Below are 24,909 nucleotides of genomic sequence, written 5' to 3' on the forward strand. Positions count from 1 at the left end.
GGCCCGGCGGGCCGGGCGGTGTCGCGCCCGGCCCGCCCCGCTCGGGCCGAACGCGTTTTCGTTGCGTTGTTCCGTCACGACGGAGTCGCGTCACGGACGATACGTGCGTGCCGTTTCGTCGTTCCCGGGGCGATCGTGGCCATTCCGCCCAGGGTGACGAAACGAACGGATCGGGCCCGGAAAGGGTCCGCTCCCGCTCGGCGATGGAACGTTCAAAGGGTGCTCACACCGGGCTCCGGGTCCGGAACGGGGACCCGCCAGGTCAGCACCGTGCCCGTGAGCTCGCCGCGCCGCGCGGTGAAGCCGCCGCCCAGCGCCCGGGCACGCTCGTCCAGATTGCGCAGACCACTGCGGCGCCCCTCCTCGGGCAGCCCCACACCGTTGTCCGTGATCGTCAGTGTCAACGCGGTGGGTCTCCCGGTCACCGCCATCTCCTCCACGACGACCGAGACGTGCACCTCCGTGGCGTGGGCGTGCCGGGCCACGTTGGTCAGCCCCTCGCCCAGCACCGCCAACAACTGCTCGCCGACCTCGTCCGGGACCAGTGCGTCGATCGGCCCGTCCAGGCTCACCCCCGGATGGCAGCCGAGGCTGTGCGCGGTGTTCTCCGCCAACCTCAGGATCCGTCCGCGCAGGGAGGTGTCCCGTCGGCTCGGCGGATTCTGGAGGTCGAAGATGGTCGAGCGGATCTCCCTGATGGTGCCGTCCAGCTCGTCGATGGTGCGCTGGACCCGTTCCTCCGCTTCGGAGGAGCCGATCAGGCGGACCGTGCTCATCAGGGTCATCGCCGAGGCGAACAGACGCTGGATGACCACGTCGTGCAGGTCCTTGGCGATGCGGTCGCGCTCCTCCAGCACCACGAGCCGCTCGGTGTCCCGACGCGCCTCGGCCAGCTCCAACGCCACCCCGGCCTGGGCCGAGAACGAGTGCAGCATCCGTCGGATGTTGGAGTCGAACGGGGCCCGCTCGGTCAGTTTGCCCAACAGCAGGACCCCGCGCGTGTTACCGGGCGTGCCCAACGGTACGAGCAGTCCCGGGCCGTAGCCCCGGTGCGTCAGCATCGGGCAGTTGGCCTGGTGCAGATCGGGGATGGCCATGGCCTCGCCGGTCTCGTACACCCGGCCGCAGGCGGAGTCGTGGATGTCCACGGGGGTCCCGAGGATCTCCTGGGCGATGGGCCCGTCGGCGATCTCGGCGAACAGGTGCCCCCGCGCGTGCGGGTCCGGCAGCATCACCACGGCGGTGTCCGCCCCGGCGATCTCCCGGGCCTGGGCCGCCATGTAGGCCAACACCTCGTTGGTGTCGGCCCCCGACAGCAGCCGGGTGGTGATCTCGGTGGAGGCGCCCAGCCATCGTTCGCGCAGCCGGGTCTCCTCGTACAGGCGGGCGTTCTCGATGGCCACGCCGGCGGCGGTCGCCAGCGCGGTGACCATCGCCTCGTCCTCCCGGTCGAAGTCGCCGCCGTTCTCCTTCTCGGACAGGTAGAGGTTGCCGAACACCTCGTCGCGGACCTGGATCGGTACCCCGAGGAACCCCGCCCTTCCGGGGAGGTCGTCGGAGAGGTGTCCCAGGTCCGAATGGTCGGGAAGGTCGGAGTAGTGGAGCGCCGAACCCCCGTGGGAGGGCGCGCGCGGCACGTTCGGGGCGCGGCCGATCCGTTCGGCCTGTTCCCGGCTCAGTCCGACGGCGATGAACTCGGTGAAGCCGCCGTCCTCGCCGATCACGCCGAGTCCGGCGAACCTGGCGCCCGCGAGGTGGGCGGCGGCCTCCGTCAACCTGCGCAGGACGGTGGCCAGGTCCAGGTCGCCACCGATGGTCAGTACCGCCTGGAGCAGGGAGTCCACCCGTCCTTGGGCGGACAGTCCCGGGTTCGTTCGGGAACGCATCTCGGCGAGAAGCTCGCCCAGGGGTTGTGGGGACACCAGGGGCCGTGGGGACAACCGGTGGCTCTGAGGGATCTCGGTCATGTGTGGGTCAACCTCCGCAGAGCCGTTGAGGGGTTGAGGGCTAATAGTTGAATTGTCGTTGGTTTTTTCCCGTTTTGCCACATCTGGGTGCTCAGAAGTCGGCAGGGAGGGCGGATCAATTCCTTCGGAAACGGGGACGGGGGGCCGGTAATTCATGCTAACGTCGCGGTCAGTCGGCACACGAAGGCCTCTGCGACCTGGTGCCGAACGCCCGGAAGATCATGTTTCCGGTGCCATTCACATGAACCCCCACAAGTTGTCGGCCCCTCGTTCGTCGGGGGAGGACCCACAGCACGGCGGAAGGAAACCCCCGGTGTCTGGATACCACGGTACGGTCGGCGCCACCGGCGTCCGTCCCTCCGTGTGCCCGGAACCACTCCGTAGGGCCCTCCTGTTCGCCGGTCTGGTCATGGGGATCCTGTTCACCGTGTGGCTGACCTCCGGCTCGGCCCAGGCCGAGGAGCTCGTGCTCACCGAACCCGCCCTGCCCACCGGGCCCTCCGTCGTGGAGGGCGCCGAGACGCTGGGCGGCTCGATCGGTGACACCGTCACCGCCGTGGGGGAGCGGGCGACCCGGACCGTCGAGGACGCCTCCAAGACCGCTCGCGCGGTCGAGAACGAGGCCTCCGAGCCCGTCCGGACCGTGCACGACACCGTGCGGGCGGCCTCCACGCCGTCCGTCGAAGGACTCCCCGAGTCTCTCGCACCGCTCACCGGCCCGGTCTCCGACCCGGCCCCGGCGCGGAGCGAGAGCCCGGTCGAGGTGGAGAAGCCCACCGAGACCGAGGAGAGGACCCTCCCCGACGAGGGGACCACCGACCCCGCGACGACCGAAGCGCCCGAGCCGCCCGAGGCCCTGGTGGCCGCGGTCGCGCCCGCCGGTGAGAACGTCGTCCACGACGAGGGCGATGACGCCCGCGAGGTCGTCGAGGACGGTCTCGACCGTATCTCCGCCGGTGCCGGCGCTCCCGCCACCGCACCGGCCCCCGCCTCGGGCGGAACCGCGACCGGCCCCGCCGTCGCCGGCTTCCTCAACGCCGTCTCCGCCCCGGCGCCCATGCCCGGCCTGTTCGAGGCCGCCCGGCACGTCCTGCGCTCGGCTCCCGCCGAGTCCACGGACGAGCCCACCTTCTCTCCGGACTAACGGACCACCCACCGGTACCGCGCCGGGCCCTCGACGGCCCGCCTCCGCGCGACCGGTCCCCTGGCACGCCTTCCCAGCCGGGAGCTGGGGGTTGACGTGAGCCCCGTACCTCATCGACGAGGTTCACGTCAGCCGGTGGTCCGCCAGACCTACCGACTGTGTCCGGTCCGACCCGCACCGCCTCTTCCAGAGACGCGACGGGGAGTCGACCGGAGGAGCTCCACCAGAGCACGACCGGATCCCGAACCCCTGGCCAGGGGGACGGACCCCGGCGACGGAGCGGGAGACCGCCCCGTCGGAATCAGCGACACGGACACGAAACACACTCCGGAAGGACTCTCATGTTCCACACCGCCCGTACCTCCGCCCGGACCATGCTGGTGGCCGCCGGCGCCGCCGGATTCGTCGCCCTCGGGGCCGGGATCGCGGGAGCCGACACGCTCGGCGGTGTCACGGACGGCCTCCCCCTGGGAGACCTGGGATCCCAGGTCCCCACCGCCCTGACCGAAGGCGTCGGTACCCCTGTCGGCGATCTGATCCAGGTCGAGCCCGGCGACATCTCCGCACAGCCCGATGTCCGGCACCAGTCGGGCAGCCCCACGGACGCGATCGGACACGTCGTCGGCGACGGCGTCTCCGCCCAGGCCCCGGTGGAGACCGGGAAGGACAACTCCACCGGTGTCGGCCCCCTCGACCTCGGTGAGACCACCGAGAGCCTGCCGCTGAACGGCGCCGGCGAGACCCTGCCCCTCAGCGGGGGTTCCATCAGCCCCGTCTCCTCCCTCGTGGACGCCCTGTCGCGGGTCGGCGGCGGCGACATCCTGCCGATGAGCGACACCGACACCAAGCTCCCCTACGTCGGCGACACCGTCACCGAACTGGGCGACGGTGTCGGCCGAGGCGTCCAGGACACCTCCTCGCACCTGACCGGCACGGACGCCCCCGACCTGTCCCAGGTCGGCGAGGTCGTTCCCATGAGCGGCCCGGTCGGCCTCGACGCCGGTGAGAACGCCGACCTGACCGGCGGGATCACCACGCTTCTGCCCTCGGACGTCGACGAGACCCTGCCGATGAGCGGTAGTGGCGACATCGACGTCGCCGGGGTCGCCGACACGGTCGGTTCCCTGGTCGAGTCCGGGCCGGGCTCCGTCGTCCCCGTGGAGGGCGAGACCCTGCCCCTGGCCGACGGCACCACCGACCTGATCCCGTCCGACGTCGGCGGCGACCTGGTCGGCGTCCAGGGCCTGCCCGAGCTGGGCGAGCCCGAGATCGGCGGCGGGCCGGCCGCCCTCCCCGAGGCCACCGAGGCCACCGGGGTCGGCGGGGTCACCGACGCGCTGCCCGGTGACCTGAACCTGCTCGAAGGGCTGGGCCTGCCCCTGCTCTGATCCGAACGTGCGCCCGCCGTTCACGGTGGGCGCACCGTCCTGGGCGGTGCGCGCGTGACCACCCCCGTCGATCGGGACGCCAATGGGGACTGTGGGGGTTCCCGGCGTGTACCGGCGGTTCGGGTCGAGTCCCCGCCGCCCGGGACGACGACGCGGCCCCGGAGGGGGTTCCGGGGCCGCGTCGCTCATGGTCCGGCCCCCTCCGCTCGCATGGTGCGGAGGGGGCCGGACCTTTTCGTGTCAGTGCTCCTCGCCGGTCCCGAATCCGAGGCCGTCCTGGCAAGGGTTGGACGTGGCGTTGCGCCCCTCGCCGGGGCGGGCGACGTCCTGCGAGGACTCGTCGGGGTCCACGTCCGCCTCGGCCTCCTCCAGGGCGGAGGAGTCCGCCGGGGTAGGAGAGGCCGTCGGAGGTTCCTGAGGGGTGGGGCCGTCGTCGGCGGCGAGCAGGGCGGGGAGCGGGCGGTCCTCCCGGATCGCCTCGAACAGCTCGGCCGCCTCCTCCTCGTACCACATGACCCGGTTGGGGTCGTAGGGCGCCTGGTACCAGGGCACGGTGTGGAACTCGATGTCGGACAGGTCCACGTCGGCCATGGTGACCGCGATGGACAGCATGCGGTCCAGGGAGAGCTCACGGTCGGTGGCGCTGTGCCGGGCCACGGCCTGGAGGATGCCGTTGAGCTTGCTCGGGCTGGTCAGGACGTCGCTGTCGGTCACCTGGTCGGCGAGCGCGGCCATGAACATCTGCTGTCGGTCGATGCGTCCGATGTCCCCGCCGTCGCCGATGTCGTAGCGGGCCCGTACGAAGGACAGGGCCTGTTCGCCGTCGAGGGTCTGATCCCCGGCGTCGAGGTCGAGCTTGGAGCGCCGGTCCTGCATCGGCTCGGGGATGCAGATGTCCACCCCGCCGATGGAGTCGACGACGTCGCGGAAGCTGGCGAAGCTCAGGTGGACGAAGTGGTCGATCCTGATGTCGGTGAGCGACTCGATGGTCCGCACCACACAGGGCGGTCCGCCGTGGTACATCGCGGCGTTGATCATGCCGAAGTAGCCGTAGGTGCCCTCGGTCTTGGCGTAGGGGTCGCACTGGGGGAGCTGCACGAGCGAGTCGCGCGGGAAGCTGACCACCGACACCCGGTTCTCGGGGGAGATGTGCGCGAGCATCAGGGAGTCGGAGCGTTCGCCCTCGAACTCCTGGCTGTAGGCGGGGCTGTCCTCCTCGTACCCGTCGGATCCGATGAAGAGGATGTTGACCGCGTCGTTGATCTTGTCCGGCCGCTCTTCGTCGCTGAGCACCGATCCGATGTCGTGCTGGACCATGTCCGAACGCAGATAGCGGTAGTAGCCGTAGGCGGTCGCGGCGCCCAGGCACATGAGGACCGTCAGGGACGCCGCGGTCCAGACGGCGGCCCGGCGCAGACGACGTCGGCGGTTCCGGCGGCCGGTTCCTGAGGCCGCCGGAACCGCGGCGGCGGCCACGGGCGTCTCGGTCTCCTCGGCGGTCTCCTCCGCTTCGCCGGACCGCTCGGGGCTCTCGGCGGCCGGTTTCTCCGTATCGGAGCCCTCGTCGTCTCCGGGCGCGGAGGCGGCCTCGACCGATGCGGAGGCGTCGTCGGCCTCGGCCGTTCCGGCCTCTTCCTCGGGAGCGTCGTCATCCGCGTCGGATCTCTCCCGGGCGGTGTCCTCGGAGGTGGTGACCGGTCGGTCGACATCGATGACGACGGTCTCCGGGTCCTCCTCCGAGTCCCCGTCACGGGGCGCCGCCTCGTCGGAGGTCCCTTCGGGGTCGGTGCCGTCCGGGTCGTCGACCGGGTCGGAGCCCGCCTCGTCGGCTCCGGGGGCGGGGTCCCCCGAATCCCCCCGGCCGTGGGGCTCGGTTTCGGAACCGGTCTCCGGAGTCTCGTCCGGCGTCCGGCCCTCGTCGGGTTCGGTGGAGTTCTCGTCAGCGGTCATCGTGACAATCTCGGTGAGTGCGGACGGCTGGGCGTACCAACGTCGGACACCGACCCGAGAGGGTCACGCGTCCGGGTCCGGGGCAGGTCGGAGGTCGCGCGGGGGGTTGTACGCAGGCTGTCCGGAATCTTGGCCGAAAAGACGTCGAAGGGGTCCGAGTCGCCCTTGGGGGAGGTGGGGACACCACAGGACAAGGGGTGCCGAAGATGCCGGAACCCGCGTGTGACAGTGATCCTAAGTGAAGTTCGCATCGAGTGCGCGTTCGGGTTGTCCATGCGCGAGGTTCCTGACCACAATTGCGCCGCACAATTCCTTCGCCGGATGCGCGCCCGTGAGCGCCATCCCGCCCGACTTTCTCACGTGTGACCTCGGAAATCACTTCTGACCCGCCGTGGGGTCGTAGGTCGTGAGAGGGGCGTTCCGCCCTTCTACGAATACCCGTTCCGCCGGGAGCGGACGGCGGGATCAGTCGTCCCAGAAGGCGCTCTCCTTCTCGGCGTCCCGCTTCTCCGCGGGGGCGCTCGCGCTCCGGCCGCTCTTGCCGGTCGCCTTGGGGGCGGCGCTCTTGGTCGTCTTCGTGCTCTTGCGGGCCCCGGTGCCCTTGGCCGTCGTACCGCCTCCGGTGTGCCGGGGGCGCGGGGTCACCGAGCTCTTCTCGATCGGCTCCGAGGGGCGGGGCGCGGACTCGCCCGAGTGGATGCTCAGCGCCTCCTCCTCCACGCTCAGCATCTTGCGCATGAGGGCGGGGACCTCGGGCAGCCGCTCCGCGCGCAGGTGGGAGCCCAGGACCTCCAGGGCGTGGTCGCACAGGAGACGCTTGGCGGTGGCGGCGCCGACCCCGCTCAACTGCTCGACCTCGGGGAGTTCGTGCTCGCGCAGGAGACGGACCACGTCGGCCAGACGCTCGCGGGTCCTGCGGTCGGTCATCGACATGACGGTCAGCTCGGCCTCGCGCAGGAACTCGGTCTTGTCCCCGTGGCCGTCGCGTTCGGCTATGAACGCGCTGGTGAGAGTCCGGGCGGCGGCGCGCGTGGCGGTGCGCAGCTCGGCGCGGCGGATCTGGCGGGCGTGCAGGGCGGTGACGACGACGCTGGTGACCAGGCTGACGCCGGCGCCCAGCAGGACGAGCACGACGGGGTTCTCGAAGAAATCCACGGGAGACCTTTCCGGGCGGGAGACCGCACGGGGCAGGGTCACGGGGTGACGGGGGTGTGCGGGGTGGACTCGGGTGCGTGACTATTCGGTAGAAGGGTGCTTCTTGTCAAGTGTCACGACATGGCCGACATCGCACCGGAGGGCGTCGGCGCAGCTCAAAGGCGTGTCGGCGACGGCGGAGTACGAGGGGGCGAGTCCCGTCCTTTCGGGGAACGTCGAATGAACGTCCGTCGTCCACAGGCTGTGGACGACGGGTGCGATCGACCTCCGCGACCTATTCGGCCAACAGCCTGTTCACGGCGTCCGGGGAGAGCACCCTCTCGGTGACCATGGCCGCGCAGCCGCGCACGCCCGCGTCGTCCCACAGGCGGCTCGGAACGATCCTCAACTGCCGGGTCGACAGCGCCGTGCACTGTTGGAAGACCACCTCGCGCACCCCCGCGACCAGGTGGTCGTAGGCCTCGGACAGGTCTCCCCCGAGCACGATCACCTCGGGGTTGAGCAGGTTGACCGCTCCGGCGAGGGCCTCGCCCAGACGGCGGCCGGCGCCCCTGACCAGGGTGACGGCCACCGGGTCCCCCTCCGTGGCCAGGCGCACCAGCTCTTGGAGTCCGGAGACCTCGTGCCCCTCCTCCGCCGCGAGGGCGAGGAGGCGACGTCCGCCCGCCACCGCCTCCAGGCAGTCGGTGTTGCCGCAACGGCAGGGCAGACCGCCCCCGTCGCTCACCGGGATGTGTCCGATCTCCCCGGCCGCGCCCAGGGCGCCGCGCAGCAGGTTACCCCCGGAGACCAGACCCGCGCCGATGCCGGTGGAGACCTTCACGAACACCATGTCGTCGGTGTGGCCGTGGCCTCCGGCGATGTGCTCGCCCAGGGCCATCACGTTCACGTCGTTGTCCACCATCACCGGCACGGGGAAGCGTTCGGTGATCAGGGGGGCCAGGGCGACCCCGGCCCAGCGGCCCAGGACGGGTCGGTCCTCGGCCCGGCCGGCGTGGAACTCCACCGTTCCGGGCAGGCCGATCCCCACGCCGCGGACCTCGTCGGGGGAGCGGTCCAGGGAGGCGATCTGTTCGCTCCAGGTCTCCAGGAGCCAGGGGACGGTGGTGTCGGGGCCCTGCTCCATGTCGGGGGAGCCGGGGGTGCGCATGAGGACCCGGCCGTCGAGATCGCACACCGCGGCCTGGCTGCGGGCCATCCCCAGGGCTCCGGTGAGTACCAGGCCGCAGGAGGCGTTGAACTCCAGCAGCGTGGGAGGTCGGCCTCCGCTTGAGGCGGCCCTCGTGCCCTCGGTGACCAGACCGCTCTCGATCAGCTCGGTGATGCGCAGGGCGACGGAGGGGCGGGAGAGGCCGGTCTCCCGGGCGATCTCCGACCGGTTGGTGGCGGTACCGGTGCGGATCATCTCCAGGATGTGGCCGCTGGTGGAGGTGGAGGACAGGCGTCCTGGGGTTCTGGCCATGCCTCATTGAACCATTCGTCCGATCGCGCGGAGCGAAGATCGTGCACTTCTGTAAAGTTATGTTCTAAAGTGTGCTTGGTTTTTGACCATATCGGGCTTACTCTCGAAACGAGTCCAGCGGGCCTGCCTCCCCCACCCCACCTCCGAGACGGTGCGACCCACCCTCTCCTCCCCTTTTCCCCTCCCCTCCCCGCAGGAGCCGACCGAATGCAGTCGCAGCCCCCGCCCCACCCCACCGACCTGGTGATCTTCGGTGGAACCGGCGACCTGTCCATGCGCAAACTCCTCCCCTCCCTCTACCTCCTGGACCGCGACGGTCACCTGGAGGAGAGGACACGCGTCGTCGCGGCCTCCCGGAACGGCCTCACCGACGCCGACCTGAGGGACAAGGCGGACGCCGCGATCCGCGGACACAACGCCGTCCAGGTGGTCGAACCCGAGGTCATGCGCCGTTTCCTCGGCCGCCTCTCCCACGTGAACATCGACGTCGGCGGAGATTCCACCGGCTGGGCCGACCTGGCGGACGCCCTCACCCCCGGACACGACCGCGTCTTCTACCTCGCCGTGCCGCCGATGATCTCGGGCGCCCTGTGCCGAGGGCTGCGCGAAGCCGACCTGGTCACCCCCGAGTCCCGCGTGGTCATGGAGAAGCCCCTGGGGCGGGACCTGGCCTCCTCACAGGAGATCAACGACGAGGTCGGAGCGGTCTTCGACGAGTCCCGGATCTACCGGATCGACCACTACCTGGGGAAGGAGACCGTGCAGAACCTGCTCGTCCTGCGGTTCGCCAACGTCCTGCTCGAACCCCTGTGGAACTCCCGCTGGATCGACCACGTGCAGATCACCGTGGCCGAGACCGTCGGGGTGGGCGGCCGGCGCGGCTACTACGAGACCTCCGGGGCCATGCGCGACATGGTCCAGAACCATCTGCTCCAGCTTCTGTGCCTCACCGCGATGGAACCGCCGTCGGCCTACGACCGTGACGCCGTCCGGGACGAGAAGCTCAAGGTCCTACGGGCCCTGAGGCCGCTCACCGGGGAGAGCGTGGCCGAGCACACCGTCCGAGGCCGGTACACGAGCGGCACCGTCCGTGGCGAGGAGGTCCTCGGTTACCTGGACGAGGCGGGCGGTCCCGCCGTCAGCGACACCGAGACCTTCGTGGCCCTGAAGGCCGAGGTGGCCAACTGGCGATGGTCCGGGGTGCCCTTCTACCTGCGCACCGGAAAGCGCATGTCGCACGCCCGCTCGGAGATCGTCGTCCGGTTCAAGGACGTCCCGCACACGATCTTCCCCGGGGCCGCCTCGCTGCCGGGCGCCGGCGCCCTCGTCATACGACTCCAGCCGGACGAGGGCATCCACCTCACCATGCCCGCCAAGGTCCCCGGAGCCGGGACGCTGCGGCTGCGCCCGGTCCCCCTGGAGCTCAGCTTCGCCGACACCTTCGCCACCCGCTCGCCCGAGGCCTACGAACGGCTCCTCCGGGACGTGCTGGCCGGCGACCCCACCCTGTTCATCCGCCGCGACGAGGTCGAGGCCGCGTGGAGCTGGGTGGACCCGATCATCCGGGCCTGGGACGAGCTCGGTCCCGCCCCGGAGCCCTACCCCGCCGGTGGCCCCGGGCCCGAGGGCGCGCGACGGCTCGTCGGCTCCACCGGTCGTACCTGGCACGAAGAGGAGAACCCCCGATGAGCGAACGACACCCCGACGTCCATCCCGTCGTCGACGAGGTCACCCGGCGTCTCGCCGAACGCAGCGCCCCGACCCGATCGGCCTACCTGGAGCGGATCCGGGAGGCGGTACGACGAGGGCCCGCCCGCACCTCGCTGGGCTGCGCCAACCTCGCCCACGGCTTCGCCGCCTGCGGGGTCGGGGACAAGCTCGCCCTGTCCGGAGACGTCACCCCCAACGTGGCGATCGTCTCCGCCTACAACGACATGCTCTCCGCGCACCAGCCGCTCGGCGCCTACCCGGAGATCATCAAGGCCGCGGTGTCCGAGGCCGGGGGCGTCGCCCAGTTCGCCGGCGGGGTGCCCGCCATGTGCGACGGCATCACCCAGGGCCGTGAGGGTATGGAGCTGTCCCTGTTCAGCCGGGACGTGATCGCGATGGCCACCGCCGTGGCCCTCTCGCACGACATGTTCGACGGCGCCCTCATGCTCGGGGTCTGCGACAAGATCGTGCCCGGCCTGCTCATCGGCGCGCTGTCGTTCGGGCACCTGCCGGTGGCCTTCGTCCCCGCCGGTCCGATGCCCTCCGGTCTGCCCAACAAGGAGAAGGCGCGGGTCCGACAGCGTTTCGCGGCCGGCGAGGTCGGCCGTACGGAGCTCCTCCAAGCGGAGTCCGCCGCCTACCACGCGCCCGGGACCTGCACGTTCTACGGCACCGCCAACTCCAACCAGGTGCTCATGGAGGTCATGGGCCTTCACCTGCCCGGCGCCACCTTCGAGCAGCCGGGGAGCCCCCTCCGGGACGCGCTGACGGCCGAGACCGCCCGGCGCGTGCTCGGCAACACCGCCCTGGGCGAGGACCACGTTCCGCTCGGCGAGCAGATCGACGAACGGGCGATCGTCAACGCGGTCATCGCGCTGCTGGCGACCGGCGGCTCCACCAACCACACGCTCCACCTGGTGGCGATCGCCCGCGCGGCGGGCATCCACCTCACCTGGGACGACTTCGCCGACCTGTCCGCGGTGGTGCCGCTGCTCACCCGGATGTACCCCAACGGCGCCGCCGACGTGAACCGCTTCCACGAGGTGGGCGGCATGGCCTTCCTGATCTCCACCCTGCTCGACGCCGGGCTGCTCCACGAGGACGTGCGGACCCTGGTCGGTCGGGGGCTGGACCGCTACCGTCGCGTGCCCCGTCTGGAGGGTTCGGCGCCGGTCTGGACGGAAGGGCCGAAGGAGAGCGCCGACACGACGGTGCTGCGCGGGGTGGAGGAGCCCTTCGCCCCCGACGGGGGACTGCGCATGCTCTCCGGCAACCTCGGTCGCGCCGTCGTCAAGGTGTCGGCCGTGGCGACCGAACGCCACGTGGTGGAGGCGCCGGCGCGGGTCTTCGGCGACCAGGCCGAGCTCCAGGAGGCCTTCGCCGCCGGAGAGCTGACCGGAGACTTCGTCGCGGTGGTGCGTTTCCAGGGCCCCAGGGCCAACGGGATGCCCGAACTGCACAAGCTCACCCCTCCGCTGGCCGTGCTCCAGGACCGGGGCCAGAAGGTGGCCCTGGTGACCGACGGACGGATGTCCGGGGCCTCGGGCAAGGTGCCCGCCGCCATCCACGTCTCTCCCGAGGCCGAGGCGGGCGGTCCGCTGGCCCGGGTGCGCGACGGCGACATCGTTCGGCTGGACGCGAACCGGGGCACACTGGAGGTCCTGGCCGATCTCGACGGACGCGAGGACGCCCGCCCGTCGGTCTCCTCCGCCGCGGGGACCGGACGCGAGCTCTTCTCCGTCCTGCGCGGGGCGGTCGGGCCGGCGGAGGCCGGGGCCGGCGTCTTCGGCCTGTGAACCACCGCGTCAGGGGGCGGCGTTCCGCGCGCCGCCCCCACGCGTCCATCGATACGGCACGAATCTTGGAGACGACATCATGAGGACCGTCCCCCGCTCCGGTGAGGACCTGTTCGCCCTGGCCCCGGTCATGCCGGTGGTCGTACTGGAGGAGGCCGAGGACGCCGTTCCCCTGGCCCGTGCCCTGGTGGCGGGCGGCCTGCCCGGGATCGAGGTGACCCTGCGGACCCCGGCCGCCCTGTCGGGGATCGAGCGGATCGCGGCCGAGGTGCCGGAGGCCGTGGTCGGCGCCGGCACCATCGTCAACGCCGAGCAGGTCGAGGCGGCCACCGAGGCGGGGGCGCGTTTCCTGGTGAGCCCGGGTAGTACCCCCGACCTGCTCCGGGCCATGTTCGACACCGGCCTGCCGTGCCTGCCCGGGGTCGCCACGGTGTCGGAGGCGATGGCCCTCATGGAGTGGGGGACGACCTCGATGAAATTCTTCCCGGCGGAGGCCGCAGGCGGGACCGCGTTCCTGAAGTCCCTCGCCGGCCCGCTGCCGCAGGCCCGACTCTGCCCGACCGGGGGCATCACCCGACGGAACGCCCCCGATTACCTGGCCCTGCCGAACGTGGGCTGTGTGGGCGGGAGCTGGCCGGTTCCGGCCGCCCTGATCGCCTCCGGGCGTTGGGAGGAGATCACCGGCCTCGCCCGGGAGGCCTCCTCCCTGCGCACCTGAACCCCATGTGACATGCGCCATAATCGGGAGGGTGAAGCCGAAAGTGCCCGGGGCGTCCGAAAGGGGTGACCTTGGAGCTCTTAGCGGGCATACTGCACTGTCGTCACAGTGGTCGCACACGTGCGCTTCTGTGATCACCCCCCGCAGACCCCCCACAATGAGGTGCAGACATGGGCGCGACCGCGAGTCGTGGAACCTTGATGACCATAGCGGCGACCCTGAGCCTGACGCTCACGGCCTGCGCGAGCGAGCCGGAGGAGGCCGTGAGCCCCGCTCAGGCCGAGACCGAGCCCTCCCCGGAGGTGCACCGTGCCCTCCGTTTCCAGGCCCAGACCACCGACGGCGAGCAGTTCGACGGAGAGACCCTCGCGGAGGCGACCGCCGTCCTGTGGTTCTGGACCCCCGACTGTGGTGAGTGCTCCGGACTGGCCTCCGTCGTCGCGGCGACGGACCAGGCCTACGAGAACATCGACTTCCACGGTGTCGCCGGACGCGCGGAACTGGAGGAGATCCAGGCCTTCGAGGCGCAGAACGGGCTGGAGGACATGACCACCCTGATCGACGAGTACGGGACCATCTGGGGCGGTTTCGAGGTGATCAGCCCGCCCTCGTTCGTCTTCCTGCGCTCGGACGGCACCCACACGACCGTCTCCGGGGCCATGACCGTCTCCGAACTGGACGAGACCATCGCCCAAGAGCTCGAGTGAGGACCCGGGCCCGAAGCGGGTCCCGGGCCGCTCAGCCGGTGTTCGTGGAACGAGAGTCCACGAGGACCTGCACGCCGTCCAGGACCCGCTCCAGCCCGAAGGAGAACTCGTGTTCCGGGTCGTGGACGGCCTGGTGGGCCCGGCCCACGGCGGTGCCGACACGAGAGGCCGTCGGGTAGGCGGACTCATCGACCAGCGCGGTCAGCAGCGGGTCGTAGGTACGCCACCACTGCGCGTCGTCCATGCCCGACTCGCGGGCCACCTGTTCGGCGCCCAGGGCCTGTCGGACGGCGCTCTCCACATAGCCGTCGATCAGGTTGACGGTGGAGTCCATCTCGACCTCGCTCAGCCCCAGTCCGTCCACGGCGGACAGTTCGTGGTCGTACTTGGCGATGAGGTTGGGCCCCAACAGGCGGATGGTCACCACCTGCAACATCCACGGATGGCGGACGTACAACTCCCGATTGGCGTACGCGATCCCGCGCAGCCGCTCACGCCAGTGCCCGCTCCGGTCCCGGGTGTCCAGGTCCCCGTAGGCGGCGTCGACCATGAGGTCGATGAGTTCGCCCTTGCCGGGGACATAGGTGTAGAGCGACATCGTGCCGACCTCGAGGGACTCGGCGACCCTGCGCATGGACAGCGCGGTCAACCCCTCGGAGTCGGCGATCTCGGTGGCGGCCGCCACGATCCGGTCGACGCTCAGGCCGGGTCCGCCCCGACGACGTGGCGCGGGCTCCTGAGTGCGCCACAGGAGGGACAGGCTGCGCGCGGGATCACCGCTCTTGCTGGGCTGCGGGGGCATCGGTCCGTCCTGGTACTGCTGGTCCGTAGAGCGTACGGGTCAGTGTACGCCCGTCGACGGTCGCGCCCCATGACCTTCACGCGGGGGAGAGGGGAGCGGGCGGGGCCACGGCCCGCTCGGGTTCAGCCGCCGAGACCTCGGTAGCGGCGCACGCTCAGCGGGGCGAACACCGCCACCAGGAGCAGCGGCCAGACCACCGCCATGAGAAGGGCGTTCTGGGCGATCCACCCCTCACCGATCACGTTCGGGCCGCCGAACAGCTCCCGCGCGGCCGCCACTGTGGACGACAGCGGGTTCCAGTCGGCGACGGTCCCGAGCCACACCGGCATGGTCGCGGTGGCCACGAAGGCGTTCGAGAGGAAACCGAACGGGAACTCCAGGGTCTGGATGACGGCCATGCCGCCCTGACCTCGGACGACGAGTCCGACGTAGATACCGATCCACACGAGAGCGAAACGGAAGAGGAGCAGGAGCCCGAAGCCGAGCAGCGCCCGGTCGAACGGGCCGTGCCACTGCCAGCCGACGACCAGGCCGAAACCGATGAGCACGATCAGGGTGAGCGTCGAACGGATCATGTCGGCCAGACAGCGACCGACGACCACGGCCGAGGAGGCCATGGGCATCGAGCGGAACCGGTCGGTGATGCCCCGGTTCGCGTCGGTGCTCACCGCCGTCACGGTCTCCCCGAGCCCGAACACCATGACCATGGCGAACATGCCGGGCATGAGGTACTCGGTGTAGTCCCCGCCGCCGGGCACCGACATGGATCCGCCCAGCAGGTAGACGAACATCAGCACCATGAGCACGGGGAACAGCAGACCGAAGCCGAGTTCCCAAGGGCCGCGGGCCCAATGGAGGAGATCGCGACGGGCCACCGTCCAGCCATCGGCGAGGGCCCACCCCAGGCGGGGGAGGGGGCCCGACGGAGGAGCGGGCGCGAGGAGAGGCGACGGGCGGTCACCGGTGTGCGTGTCGGTCGCGGTCATCGGCCGACCTCCGTTCCGTGGTGGGAGTGTTCCTCGGTGCCGGTCAGATGGAGGAAGACCTCGTCCAGGGTGGGACGGCGCAGGAGGACGTCGGCCACGCGCAGTCCCTCGTCGTCCAGGGCCCGGACCACACGGGTCAGGGCGGCCGCGCGGTCCTCCACCTCGGCGCTGATCCGGTGCTCCTCTCGGAACGTGCGCACGGGGGAGCCGGTGGCCCGCTCCACCAGCGCGGCGGCGCGTTCCAGGGATCCCTCGTCGGTGAGGACCACGTCGATCCGGTCCCCGCCGATCCGCGACTTGAGGCCGCTCGGGCTCCCCTCGGCGATCACCCGGCCGTGGTCGATCACCGAGATCCGCGAGGCCAGCCGGTCCGCCTCCTCCAGGTACTGGGTGGTGAGCAGGACGGTGGTGCCGTCGTCGACCAGCCCGCGGACCGCCGACCACACCTCTTCGCGGCCGCGGGGGTCGAGGCCGACCGTGGGCTCGTCGAGGAACAGCAGGGGCGGGGCGAGGATCATCCCGGCGGCCAGGTCGAGACGGCGGCGCATCCCTCCCGAGTAGGTGGAGACCGGCCGCCGGCCGGTGTCGGCGAGGTCGAAGCGTTCCAGGAGCTCGTCGGCCCTTCGGCGGGCGTCCCGGCGGCCCAGGTGGTGCAGTCGGGCGAAGAGTTCCAGGTTCTGGCGGCCGCCGAGCACCTCGTCGACGGCGGCGTTCTGGCCGACCAGCCCGATCCGGTGCCGGATCAGGGCGCCCTCGGTGGCCAGGTCGTGGCCGGCGACCTCGGCGGTGCCCTCGTGGTGGCGGAGCAGGGTGGTGAGGACGCGGACGGTCGTCGACTTACCGGCCCCGTTCGGCCCGAGGAGGCCGTGCACGGTGCCCCGATCGACCTCCAGGTCGAGTCCGCGCAGGGCCCAACGGTCCTTGAACCTTCGGCCGAGTCCTCGGACGGTGATCGCTCTCCGTGGTGTGGGCATGGATCCCTCCCGGTTGGCGTACTACGTACAGTACGTCGTACGGAACTGGGAACGGCCCACCCCTCGGAGTTATTTCCTTATGCCATAAAGAATTTTCTTCGCCATCGTTGTGCCTGGTCGGAGGGGGGATGTGGTGGCGTCGGGGTTCGAGGGGTCAGGGGGTGGGCGGTCCCGGCGTTCCCGTGAAGGTCCCGGCCGCCGCCGCGGCGGCGGTGATCGAGGCGGCCCGGCGGAGGTCGTCGGCGGTGACGGGTTCACGGCTGATGAGGAGTCGGTAGTACACCGGGGCGATCGCCGAACGGATCACCTCCTCGGCGTCGGTGTCCCGAGGGGCCTCGCCCCTGGCGATCGCCTCGGTCACGATCACGGCGGCACGCCGGTGTCGGTCGGACATGAAGCGGCGCAGCGCCTCGGCGACCTCCTCGGACTCGAAGGCCGCCGCGACCGCCGCGGCCGACACCTCGCGTTCGGGGGCCTCGGTGAAGCCCGACGTCACCGTCTCCACGAGCCTCAGTAGATCGGTGTACAGGGAGCCGGTGAGTTCGGGTTCCCAGTGGCGTTCGGTGGAGTGCTCCAAGGCGGCGCGCACCAGTCCGTCCACTCCGCCCCACCGGCGGTAGACGGTGGCCTTGTGCACCCCCGATCGGGCGGCCACGGAGTCGACGGTGATCGCTCCGTAGCCGCGTTCTCCCAGTTCGTCCAGGGTGGCCTGGAGGACGGCGGCGGTGTTGCGGGCGGTGCGGCCTCCGGGGCGGGCGTCTCCCGGAGTGGGGTGCTGAGAAGTCATAACGCAACTGTAGTTGCATTTGCCTGCATCCTCGTGCGATGCTGTTCATGCGACAACAGTCGCAATAGTCGACCCGAGGAGGAGATCATCATGGGCGAACAGCGCAGGACCCCGCGTTCCCGACCGTTCACCCACCTTCTCGGGAGGCCCTGTGACCTTCGCCGTCGTCTGCGACCGACTCACCTACTCCTGGCCTGACGGCACCACGCCGCTCGCCGACCTGACCACCGCCTTCGGTGCCGGACGCACCGGACTGATCGGCCGCAACGGAAGCGGTAAGTCCACCCTGCTCTCCCTGATCGCGGGACGGCTCACCCCGACCTCCGGCACCGTCGCGGTCGACGGGGAGGTGGGGCTCCTCGACCAGGCGCTCCCCCTCGCCACCGACACCACCGTCGCCGCACTGCTCGGGGTCGATCGGATCCGCGACGCCCTCCTCGCCATCGAGGCCGGGCGGGGCGAGGAGGCCGACTTCACCGCCGTGGGCTCCGACTGGGACATCGAGGAACGGGCCCTGGCCCGACTGGAACGCTTCGGCGTCGACCTCTCCGCCTCGGAAGGGCACCCGTTGGACCGGCGGGTCGCCACCCTGTCCGGGGGCGAGACCGTGCTGACCGCCCTGGCCGGGATCGCCCTGCGTCGCCCCGACGTCACCCTGTTGGACGAACCCACCGACAACCTCGACCGCGACGCCAGGGAACGGTTCTATGAGGCGGTCGAACACTGGCACGGGGTGCTCATCGTCGTCTCCCACGACCGGGAGCTCCTGGACCGGGTCGACCGCATCGCCGAGCTCCGTCACGGACGTGTCCGTACCTGGGGAGGGAACCACACCGCCTACACCGAACGGCTCGCCGTCGAACAGGAGGCCGCGCGCAGGACGGTGCGCTCCGCCGAGGCCGACGTGCGCAGGGAGAGCCGCCAACTCGCCGAGGCGCGGATCAAGCTCGCCCGCAGGGTCCGCTTCGGACAGAAGAAGTACGACACCAAGCGCGAACCGCGCGTGATCATGAACCAGCGCAAACGCGAGGCCCAGGTCTCGGCCGGCCTCCACCGCATCACCCAGGAGGAGAGGCTCGAGGCCGCGCGCGAAGGGCTGGAACGCGCCGAGGAGGCGGTGCGGGACGACGACACCATCCGCATCACGCTGCCCGGTACCGAGGTCCCCGCGGGCCACGACGTCCTCGAACTGCGCGACACCGTGCCGGGGCCGGAGGCCGGGGCGCTCTACCTGCGAGGCCCCGAACGCGTGGCCCTGACCGGACCCAACGGTTCGGGCAAGACCACGCTGCTCAGGGCGATCGTCGCCCGGGCCTCGGGGGAACCGGCCGCGGAGACGGGCCACGGCCCTCCGGTCCGGGTCGCGCACGTCACCGGCCGGGTCGGCTACCTGCCCCAACGGCTGGACGTCCTGGACGAGGAGGCGAGCGTCCTCGACAACCTGCGCGCGGCCGCTCCCTCGGCCGGAACACGGACCCTCCGGGCCGGGCTGGCGCGCTTCCTGATCCGAGGGCACCGGGTGGACCAGAGGGCGGCCGACCTCTCCGGAGGGGAGCGGTTCCGGGTGGCGTTGGCCCGCCTCCTGCTCGCCGACCTTCCTCCGCGATTGCTGATCCTGGACGAGCCGACCAACAACCTCGACCTGGACGGCCGGGACCGGCTCGTCGAGGCTCTGAACGCCTACCGGGGCGCGTTGCTGGTGGTCTCGCACGACCACCGGTTCCTGGAGGAGATCGGGGCGACCCGCCGGTGGTCCCTGGAACGGGGCCGGCCACCGGTCGAGGGAGGCTGACCCGGGCCCGGGGCCGTCCCATCGGAGACGGAGGGCGGCCCCGGGGTCAGGACGGTTTGGCCGGGCAGGTCACCAGATGGTCCTCGACCACGCCGGTGGCCTGGAGGTAGGAGTAGGCGATCGTGCCGCCCACGAAACCGAAGCCCCGCCGTTTGAGGTCCCGGCTCAGCCGGTCGGCCAGGTCCGTGGTGACGGGCACCTGGTCGGGCGAGGTCCAGTGGCCGACCACCGGGGTCCCGTCCACCCGGTCCCACAGGTAGGCGTCGAAGCTCCCGAACTCCTCGCGCACTTTCCGGAAGGCGCGGGCGTTGCGCACCACGGAGGCGATCTTGAGGCGGTTGCGGATGATCCCGGGGTCGGCGAGCAGGCGTTCGGTGTCCTCCGGCCCGTACTCGGCGACGCGGTCGTAGTCGAAACCGTCCATCGCCCGCCGGTAGTTCTCCCGTTTGTGCAGCACGGTGGACCAGGACAGGCCGGCCTGGGCCCCCTCCAGGATCAGCATCTCGAACAGGTACCGCTCCTCGTGCGAGGGGCGGCCCCACTCGGTGTCGTGGTAGGCGGTCATGGTCTCGGAGGCGTTCCGGGCCCAGGAGCAGCGGCGGTCGTCGTCGGACATGGGTCTCCTCGAAGCCGTGGCAGGGGGTCCCGTCCATCGTCCCCGACGCCGGCGACGATCCGGAGACCTCACCGTGAAGGCCGTGTCGCGGCGTGTGAAAACCCCTTGTCCCCCCGACCGCCCCGGAGAAAGGATGGGGCGGTGACGGACACGAACACGGACTTCGAACAGGACCGACCCCGGGCGCCTCGGGTGCGTCTGGTGGAGATGACCGAACCCGTCCTCGTCGCCTTGAGCGAGGGGGACGTCGCGGCGGCCGGCCGCCTCTTGGACCTGGAGTTGGGGGATCACTTCGATTCCGAGGAGGTCCGCTGGGTCACCGACTACCGCCTCGGGCAGCTCCGAGCCGATCCGGCGTGCGCGGGCTGGCTCACGAACGTGACGGTGGACGCCGACGACGGCCGGGTGGTCGGGTTCGCCGGCTTCCACGGACCTCCGGACGGCGATCACCGTGTGGAGGTCGGCTACTCCGTGGCCCCGGAGGAGCGCCGTCGAGGGTATGCGCGGGCAACCCTCACCGAGCTGCTCCGCAAGGCCGACGCCTCTCCGGAGGTCGCGGCGGTGCTCGCCTCGATCCGCCCGGACAACGTCGGGTCGCTGGCGACCATCGCGGGCTTCGGCTTCGAGCGCGTCGGCGAGAAGTGGGACGAGCGCGACGGTCTGGAGCACATCTACGAACGCCCTTCGCCCGCACCGTCGGGCGAGTAGTCTTCCTCAAGTACCTCGACATCGAGATACTGGCCCGGTGTGCTCGACCCCGGGCCCGGGCCGGTTCCACGACGACGTTGAAAGAGGAGCCATGACCACCCCCCACCCCACCGAGACCACCACCGACCTCGGGTTCGGTCTCCACCACGTACTGATCCCCCTGCCGCCGGGGGGAGAGGACGCCTGCCGGGCCTTCTACGTCGACGTCCTCGGTTTCGTGGAGGTCCCCAAGCCTCCGGCCCTGGTCGCCCGCGGCGGACTGTGGGTCCGCGCCGACGACCTGGAACTCCACCTCGGGGTGGAGGAGGGGTTCGTGCCGCAGCGCAAGGCGCACCCCGGCATCCTCGTCCGCGAGATCGACGTTCTCGCCGAACGGATCATCGCGGCCGGACACGAACTCGTCTGGGACGAGAACCTCCCCGGATACCGCCGCTTCCACCTCTTCGACAACAACGGCAACCGCCTGGAGTTCCTCAGCCCGTCGGGCGAGTAGCCGTTCGACGGTCCGGAAGGGGCGAGGGCGGGAAGACCACGCCCCGCCCCTTCCGTTCAGTCGGTCCCGTGCCAGGAGGCCCACAGCGCGGCGTAGGCGCCGTCCGCGTCGATGAGCTTCTCGTGCGGACCGAGCTCGACGATCCGGCCGTCCTCCACCACCGCGACCCGGTCCGCGTCGTGCGCCGTGTGCAGACGGTGCGCGATCGCGATCACCGTCCGGCCCTCCAGCACGGCCGCCAGGGAACGTTCGGCGGCGCGCGCCGTACGCGGGTCCAGCAGCGAGGTGGCCTCGTCCAACACCACCGTGCGCGGATCGAGCAGCACCACCCGGGCCAACGCCACCTGCTGGGCCCGTGCCGGATCCAACGCGGCCCCGCCCGATCCCACGGCGGTGTCCAGCCCCTCGGGCAGGTCACGGAGCCAATCGGCGCCCACCGACTCCAGGGCGGCGGTCAGCCGTTCGTCGTCGGCGCCCGGGGCGGCGAGCTCCAGGTTCTCCCGCAAGGTCCCGGTGAACACGTGGTGCTCCTGGTCGACCAGGACCACCCGTTCGCGCAGGGCCTCCGGCGCCAGAGCGCCGATCGGGACCCCGCCCACCAGCACCCGTCCCGAACCGGGCACGTCGGCTCCGGACAACAGCCGACCGATCGTGGTCTTGCCCGCGCCGGATGGGCCCACCACCGCCAACCGTTCACCGGGCCGCACCTCCAGGTCGACCCCGCGCAGCACGTCGTGGCCGGGCACGTACGCGTAGTGGACGTCCACGAACTCGATCCGGTCGTCCGCCGGTTCCGGGCCGGGTTCCGCGGACTCCTCGGGCAGCTCCTGCACCCCGCGCAGGCGGGCGAACGACGCTCCCGCGCGCTGGATGTCCTCCAACCACTGGGTCAGTCGGATCAGCGGGTTCGACGCCTGTTCGAGGTAGAGCAGACAGGTCACCAGAGCACCCAGGGCGATCCCGCCGTCGAGGTAGAGCAGGCCGCCCACCAACAGGGCGACGGCGGTCGGCAGCAGGAAGACGGCCTCGGTGAAGGGGAACAGCACCGAGCGCAGCCGCAGTGTGCCGCGCCGCGCGCGGTACAGGAGCTCCACGTCCCGCTCCGTGGCCTCGATCCGATCCCGTTGGATCCCCAGACCCTCGACCGTGCGGCCGCCCTCCGCCGTCGCCGATACGTTCTCCAAGGCCCCGGACAGGGCCGAACCCTCGGCCAGATAGGCCTCACGGGAACGGCGCAGATACCAGCGGGCCACCGGGTACATCAGCGGGAACGAGACCACGGCGCACAGCCCCAGACGGGGGTCGATCCAGAAGATCGCCGCGAACAGCACCACGACCTGAAGGCCGTACAGGGCGATGTCGGGGACCGAACTCCGCAGGGTCTGTCCCACCGTCGCCACGTCCGCCGAGGCGCGCGTGGTGAGGTCGCCGGTCCCCGAACGCTCCACCACCCGGGTGGGCAGCGACAGCACCCGGCCCACGAAGTCCTCGCGCAGACGGAGCAGTACGTGTTCGCCGAAGCGGTACGTGGCCCGCCGCGCGTACCGGGTCGACACGAACTGGGCGCAGGCCGCGACCACCACGCCGGCGGCCATCAGATCGATCGCTCCGGCCGTGGCGGTGCCGGCCTCCACCATGTCGATGATCCGGCCCAGCAGGTACGGGCCGACCAGCCCGGCCGCCCCGGAGATCAGGGTCAGCGTCACCAACCGGGCCACACGTCCGCGCTCGTCGCTCAGGACGCGACCGAGGTCGCGGCGGACCCGGGCCCGGTCGGCCACCGGAAGACGTTCGCTCATGCTCGTTCCCCCTCCTCGTCCGCGCCGCGCAGGACCAGCGCGCGATAGTCCCTTCGAGAGGCGATCAGCTCGCCGTGGGTGCCGACGGCGACGGCCGTCCCGTCCACCAGGAGGACGATCCGGTCGGCGCGGTCCAACAGCAGGGGCGAGGTGCCCACGACCACGGTGGTCCGTCCGTTGCGGGCCTCGACCATCCGTTCGGCGATCGCCGCCTCGGTGTGCGCGTCCACCGCCGAGGTGGGTTCCACCAGCGCCAGGACCTCGGGCGAGGCGAGTACGGCGCGGGCCAGCCGGACCCGCTGACGCTGCCCTCCGGAGAGGTTGCGCCCTTGGGGCTCCACTCGTGAGTCCAACCCGTCGGGCAGCGAGGTGAGGACGTCGACCGCCCCGGCCGTGCGCAGCGCGGCACGTAGTTCCTCGTCGGGGAACCGGCCGTGCGGGTCGAGGACCTCGCGCAGGGAGCCGGCGAACAGGTACGACTCGTTGTCACAGAGCAGCAGACGCTCGCGCACCTCGTTCAGCCCCACGTCGCGCAGGGGGATCCCGCCCCAGAGGACGTCGGAGTCGGTGTGGCGGCACAACCGGTCGGCGACGGCGGCGGCCTCCTCTGGAGAGGCGGACACGAGCGCGGTGCACCGTCCCGGAGGCACGGTCACACCGGAGGCCGGGTCGACCAGCTCCGCGTCCTCCTCGGGACCGGGGCGGTTCATCCCGCTGCCGGCGAGCGGGGGTTCCAGGGTCAGCACCCGCAGCACCCGGCGGACCGAGACCAGGCCCTGGACGAGCCCGGTGGCGCCCTCGATGAGGAAGAGGATCGGGATGATCAGGAGGGCCACGTACCCGTAGACCGCGACGGCCTCGCCGACGGTGATCTGTCCGTCCAGCGTCAACCGGGCCGCCACCCAGGTGACCGCGCCGAGGAAGATCACGGGCAGGCAGTAGGTCACCGCCTGGAACCAGCTCGTGGTCTCGCTGACCCGGTAGCCCTGGTGGAGCAGCTCCCCGGAGCGGTCCCGGTACCGTCGCGCGAAGTGGTCCTTGCCGCCGATCCCGCACAGAACCCGCAGCCCGGACACGATGTCCGCGGCCAGCGCCGTCGTCTCGCCCTGGTGCTCTCGGTAGCTCCGCTCCCGATCCTGGAGCCGGCCGAGCAGCGGGCCGATCACCACCGCCAGGACCGGGACGCCGATCACCACGATCGCGCCCAGCAACGGGGAGATGCCCACCAGGAGCACCGCGACGCCGACATAGGCGATGACCGCGCCCACCCCGGGCCCGGTCATGGTGAGGATGTGCGCGATGAGCATGACGTCGGCGGCCTGGACGGTGGACAGTTCGCCGGAGGAGACCCGACGGGCCAGGGACGATCCGAGCACGGTGGAGTGTCCGTTGACCACGCGCATGGTCCGGTGCGCGGCGTCCATGCGCACCTGTGTCATCGTGCGGTGCCGTAGGACCGACATGGCCACGTTGAACAGGAGCACCGCGGCCATGGCCGCCACCCACAGGACGAGCGCGCCCGGCCGTCCGGCCCGTAGCCCGTCGTCGATGGCGCGGGCCATCAGATAGGGCGGGATCATGACGGTGGTCATCCACAGGGTCCCGTAGAGGGTGCCGGTCAGGATCCGTCCCGGTTGCCGGGTGATGAGCCACCACACGAAGCGGAGCGGACCGCGCGTATCGGGCGAGCCGGTGGGCGGTAGGGCCGAACGCGGAAGGGGGAGTGTCCCCCAGGGGCCGGGGACATCCGACGTCTGAACCAAGCGAGGCCTCCCAAGGTCTCTTCTCCCCTTCATGAGAGCAGGGAGAGCGGCCCGGTCTCCACCGGGTTTCGGGGGAGTGCGGAGAGCGAGCGGGAAGGGCACGCTTGGTGATCTCGGAACATTACTTAAGGGTTCAAAAGTGATTCAGGTGATTTTCAGGGATATTCCTCGCGGAATTCTTATAACGCATCT

20 protein-coding genes are annotated in these 24,909 nt (G+C 71.0%); 9 read left to right on the top strand and 11 right to left on the bottom strand.

What is annotated here, in order from left to right:
* Window positions 1-212 precede the first annotated feature (212 nt).
* A complete protein-coding gene (locus tag D451_RS0110370) occupies window positions 213-1,967 on the bottom strand; it encodes a GAF domain-containing sensor histidine kinase (RefSeq protein WP_017534340.1) in 1,755 nt (584 codons plus the stop codon).
* A gap of 313 nt (window positions 1,968-2,280) precedes the next feature.
* Between D451_RS0110370 and D451_RS0110375 the strand changes: the two genes are divergently transcribed.
* On the top strand, window positions 2,281-3,111 hold the full coding sequence (locus tag D451_RS0110375; protein WP_017534341.1) for a hypothetical protein: 831 nt from the start codon (window positions 2,281-2,283) through the stop codon (window positions 3,109-3,111).
* Window positions 3,112-3,452: 341 nt separating this feature from the next.
* Window positions 3,453-4,499, top strand: a complete 1,047-nt coding sequence (locus tag D451_RS0110380) for a hypothetical protein (RefSeq protein WP_017534342.1) — start codon at window positions 3,453-3,455, stop codon at window positions 4,497-4,499.
* A 240-nt stretch (window positions 4,500-4,739) separates the two neighbouring features.
* Here D451_RS0110380 and D451_RS0110385 read toward each other — a convergent pair whose 3' ends face one another.
* From D451_RS0110385 to D451_RS0110395, 3 genes are all read right to left on the bottom strand, one after another.
* The gene (locus D451_RS0110385) at window positions 4,740-6,449 is read right to left on the bottom strand and encodes an LCP family protein (RefSeq protein ID WP_017534343.1); all 1,710 of its coding nucleotides are present in this window, start codon (window positions 6,447-6,449) and stop codon (window positions 4,740-4,742) included.
* 465 nt (window positions 6,450-6,914) lie between these two features.
* Window positions 6,915-7,604 (bottom strand): hypothetical protein, encoded by a 690-nt coding sequence (locus D451_RS0110390; protein ID WP_014911663.1) that lies wholly within the window; start codon window positions 7,602-7,604, stop codon window positions 6,915-6,917.
* A 274-nt stretch (window positions 7,605-7,878) separates the two neighbouring features.
* Window positions 7,879-9,066, bottom strand: a complete 1,188-nt coding sequence (locus tag D451_RS0110395; RefSeq protein WP_017534344.1) for an ROK family transcriptional regulator — start codon at window positions 9,064-9,066, stop codon at window positions 7,879-7,881.
* Window positions 9,067-9,273: 207 nt separating this feature from the next.
* On the opposite strand from D451_RS0110395, the gene zwf reads away from it, so the two are divergent.
* The 4 genes from zwf (at window position 9,274) to D451_RS0110415 (ending at window position 13,997) form a co-directional block, all read left to right on the top strand.
* Window positions 9,274-10,755, top strand: a complete 1,482-nt coding sequence (gene zwf, locus D451_RS0110400) for a glucose-6-phosphate dehydrogenase (protein ID WP_017534345.1) — start codon at window positions 9,274-9,276, stop codon at window positions 10,753-10,755.
* Window positions 10,752-12,572, top strand: a complete 1,821-nt coding sequence (edd, locus tag D451_RS0110405; protein WP_017534346.1) for a phosphogluconate dehydratase — start codon at window positions 10,752-10,754, stop codon at window positions 12,570-12,572. Before zwf ends, edd begins: the two co-directional genes overlap by 4 nt.
* A gap of 79 nt (window positions 12,573-12,651) precedes the next feature.
* Window positions 12,652-13,290, top strand: a complete 639-nt coding sequence (locus tag D451_RS0110410; protein ID WP_017534347.1) for a bifunctional 4-hydroxy-2-oxoglutarate aldolase/2-dehydro-3-deoxy-phosphogluconate aldolase — start codon at window positions 12,652-12,654, stop codon at window positions 13,288-13,290.
* Window positions 13,291-13,490: 200 nt separating this feature from the next.
* Complete coding sequence (locus D451_RS0110415; RefSeq protein ID WP_014908675.1) at window positions 13,491-13,997, top strand: thioredoxin domain-containing protein; 507 nt, start codon at window positions 13,491-13,493, stop codon at window positions 13,995-13,997.
* 31 nt (window positions 13,998-14,028) lie between these two features.
* Here D451_RS0110415 and D451_RS0110420 read toward each other — a convergent pair whose 3' ends face one another.
* The 4 genes from D451_RS0110420 to D451_RS0110435 all read right to left on the bottom strand — a co-directional run bounded on the left by D451_RS0110420 (window position 14,029) and on the right by D451_RS0110435 (window position 17,546).
* A complete protein-coding gene (locus tag D451_RS0110420) occupies window positions 14,029-14,799 on the bottom strand; it encodes a TetR/AcrR family transcriptional regulator (RefSeq protein ID WP_017534349.1) in 771 nt (256 codons plus the stop codon).
* Between the two features lie 122 nt (window positions 14,800-14,921).
* On the bottom strand, window positions 14,922-15,785 hold the full coding sequence (locus tag D451_RS0110425; protein WP_017534350.1) for an ABC transporter permease: 864 nt from the start codon (window positions 15,783-15,785) through the stop codon (window positions 14,922-14,924).
* On the bottom strand, window positions 15,782-16,759 hold the full coding sequence (locus D451_RS0110430) for a daunorubicin resistance protein DrrA family ABC transporter ATP-binding protein (RefSeq protein WP_017534351.1): 978 nt from the start codon (window positions 16,757-16,759) through the stop codon (window positions 15,782-15,784). Before D451_RS0110430 ends, D451_RS0110425 begins: the two co-directional genes overlap by 4 nt.
* Window positions 16,760-16,913: 154 nt before the next feature.
* On the bottom strand, window positions 16,914-17,546 hold the full coding sequence (locus D451_RS0110435) for a TetR/AcrR family transcriptional regulator (RefSeq protein ID WP_026124969.1): 633 nt from the start codon (window positions 17,544-17,546) through the stop codon (window positions 16,914-16,916).
* A gap of 151 nt (window positions 17,547-17,697) precedes the next feature.
* Between D451_RS0110435 and D451_RS0110440 the strand changes: the two genes are divergently transcribed.
* Window positions 17,698-19,338 carry an ABC-F family ATP-binding cassette domain-containing protein gene (locus D451_RS0110440; RefSeq protein ID WP_017534352.1) on the top strand — a complete coding sequence of 547 codons (1,641 nt, stop codon included), beginning with the start codon at window positions 17,698-17,700 and terminating at the stop codon, window positions 19,336-19,338.
* A gap of 46 nt (window positions 19,339-19,384) precedes the next feature.
* Here D451_RS0110440 and D451_RS0110445 read toward each other — a convergent pair whose 3' ends face one another.
* Complete coding sequence (locus tag D451_RS0110445) at window positions 19,385-19,954, bottom strand: DNA-3-methyladenine glycosylase I (protein ID WP_017534353.1); 570 nt, start codon at window positions 19,952-19,954, stop codon at window positions 19,385-19,387.
* A 141-nt stretch (window positions 19,955-20,095) separates the two neighbouring features.
* Here D451_RS0110445 and D451_RS0110450 point away from each other — a divergent pair, with 141 nt between their 5' ends.
* Together D451_RS0110450 and D451_RS0110455 are read left to right on the top strand one after the other, a co-directional pair.
* Complete coding sequence (locus D451_RS0110450; RefSeq protein WP_017534354.1) at window positions 20,096-20,662, top strand: GNAT family N-acetyltransferase; 567 nt, start codon at window positions 20,096-20,098, stop codon at window positions 20,660-20,662.
* A 91-nt stretch (window positions 20,663-20,753) separates the two neighbouring features.
* Entirely contained in the window at window positions 20,754-21,155 is a 402-nt protein-coding gene (locus tag D451_RS0110455; protein ID WP_017534355.1) for a VOC family protein, read from the top strand.
* A 56-nt stretch (window positions 21,156-21,211) separates the two neighbouring features.
* Here D451_RS0110455 and D451_RS0110460 read toward each other — a convergent pair whose 3' ends face one another.
* Both D451_RS0110460 and D451_RS0110465 read right to left on the bottom strand, forming a co-directional pair.
* Entirely contained in the window at window positions 21,212-22,954 is a 1,743-nt protein-coding gene (locus D451_RS0110460) for an ABC transporter ATP-binding protein (RefSeq protein ID WP_017534356.1), read from the bottom strand.
* On the bottom strand, window positions 22,951-24,612 hold the full coding sequence (locus D451_RS0110465; protein ID WP_017534357.1) for an ABC transporter ATP-binding protein: 1,662 nt from the start codon (window positions 24,610-24,612) through the stop codon (window positions 22,951-22,953). Before D451_RS0110465 ends, D451_RS0110460 begins: the two co-directional genes overlap by 4 nt.
* Window positions 24,613-24,909: the final 297 nt, after the last annotated feature.

Origin of the sequence: Nocardiopsis alba DSM 43377, assembly GCF_000341225.1 — a bacterium.
Lineage (GTDB): Bacteria > Actinomycetota > Actinomycetes > Streptosporangiales > Streptosporangiaceae > Nocardiopsis > Nocardiopsis alba.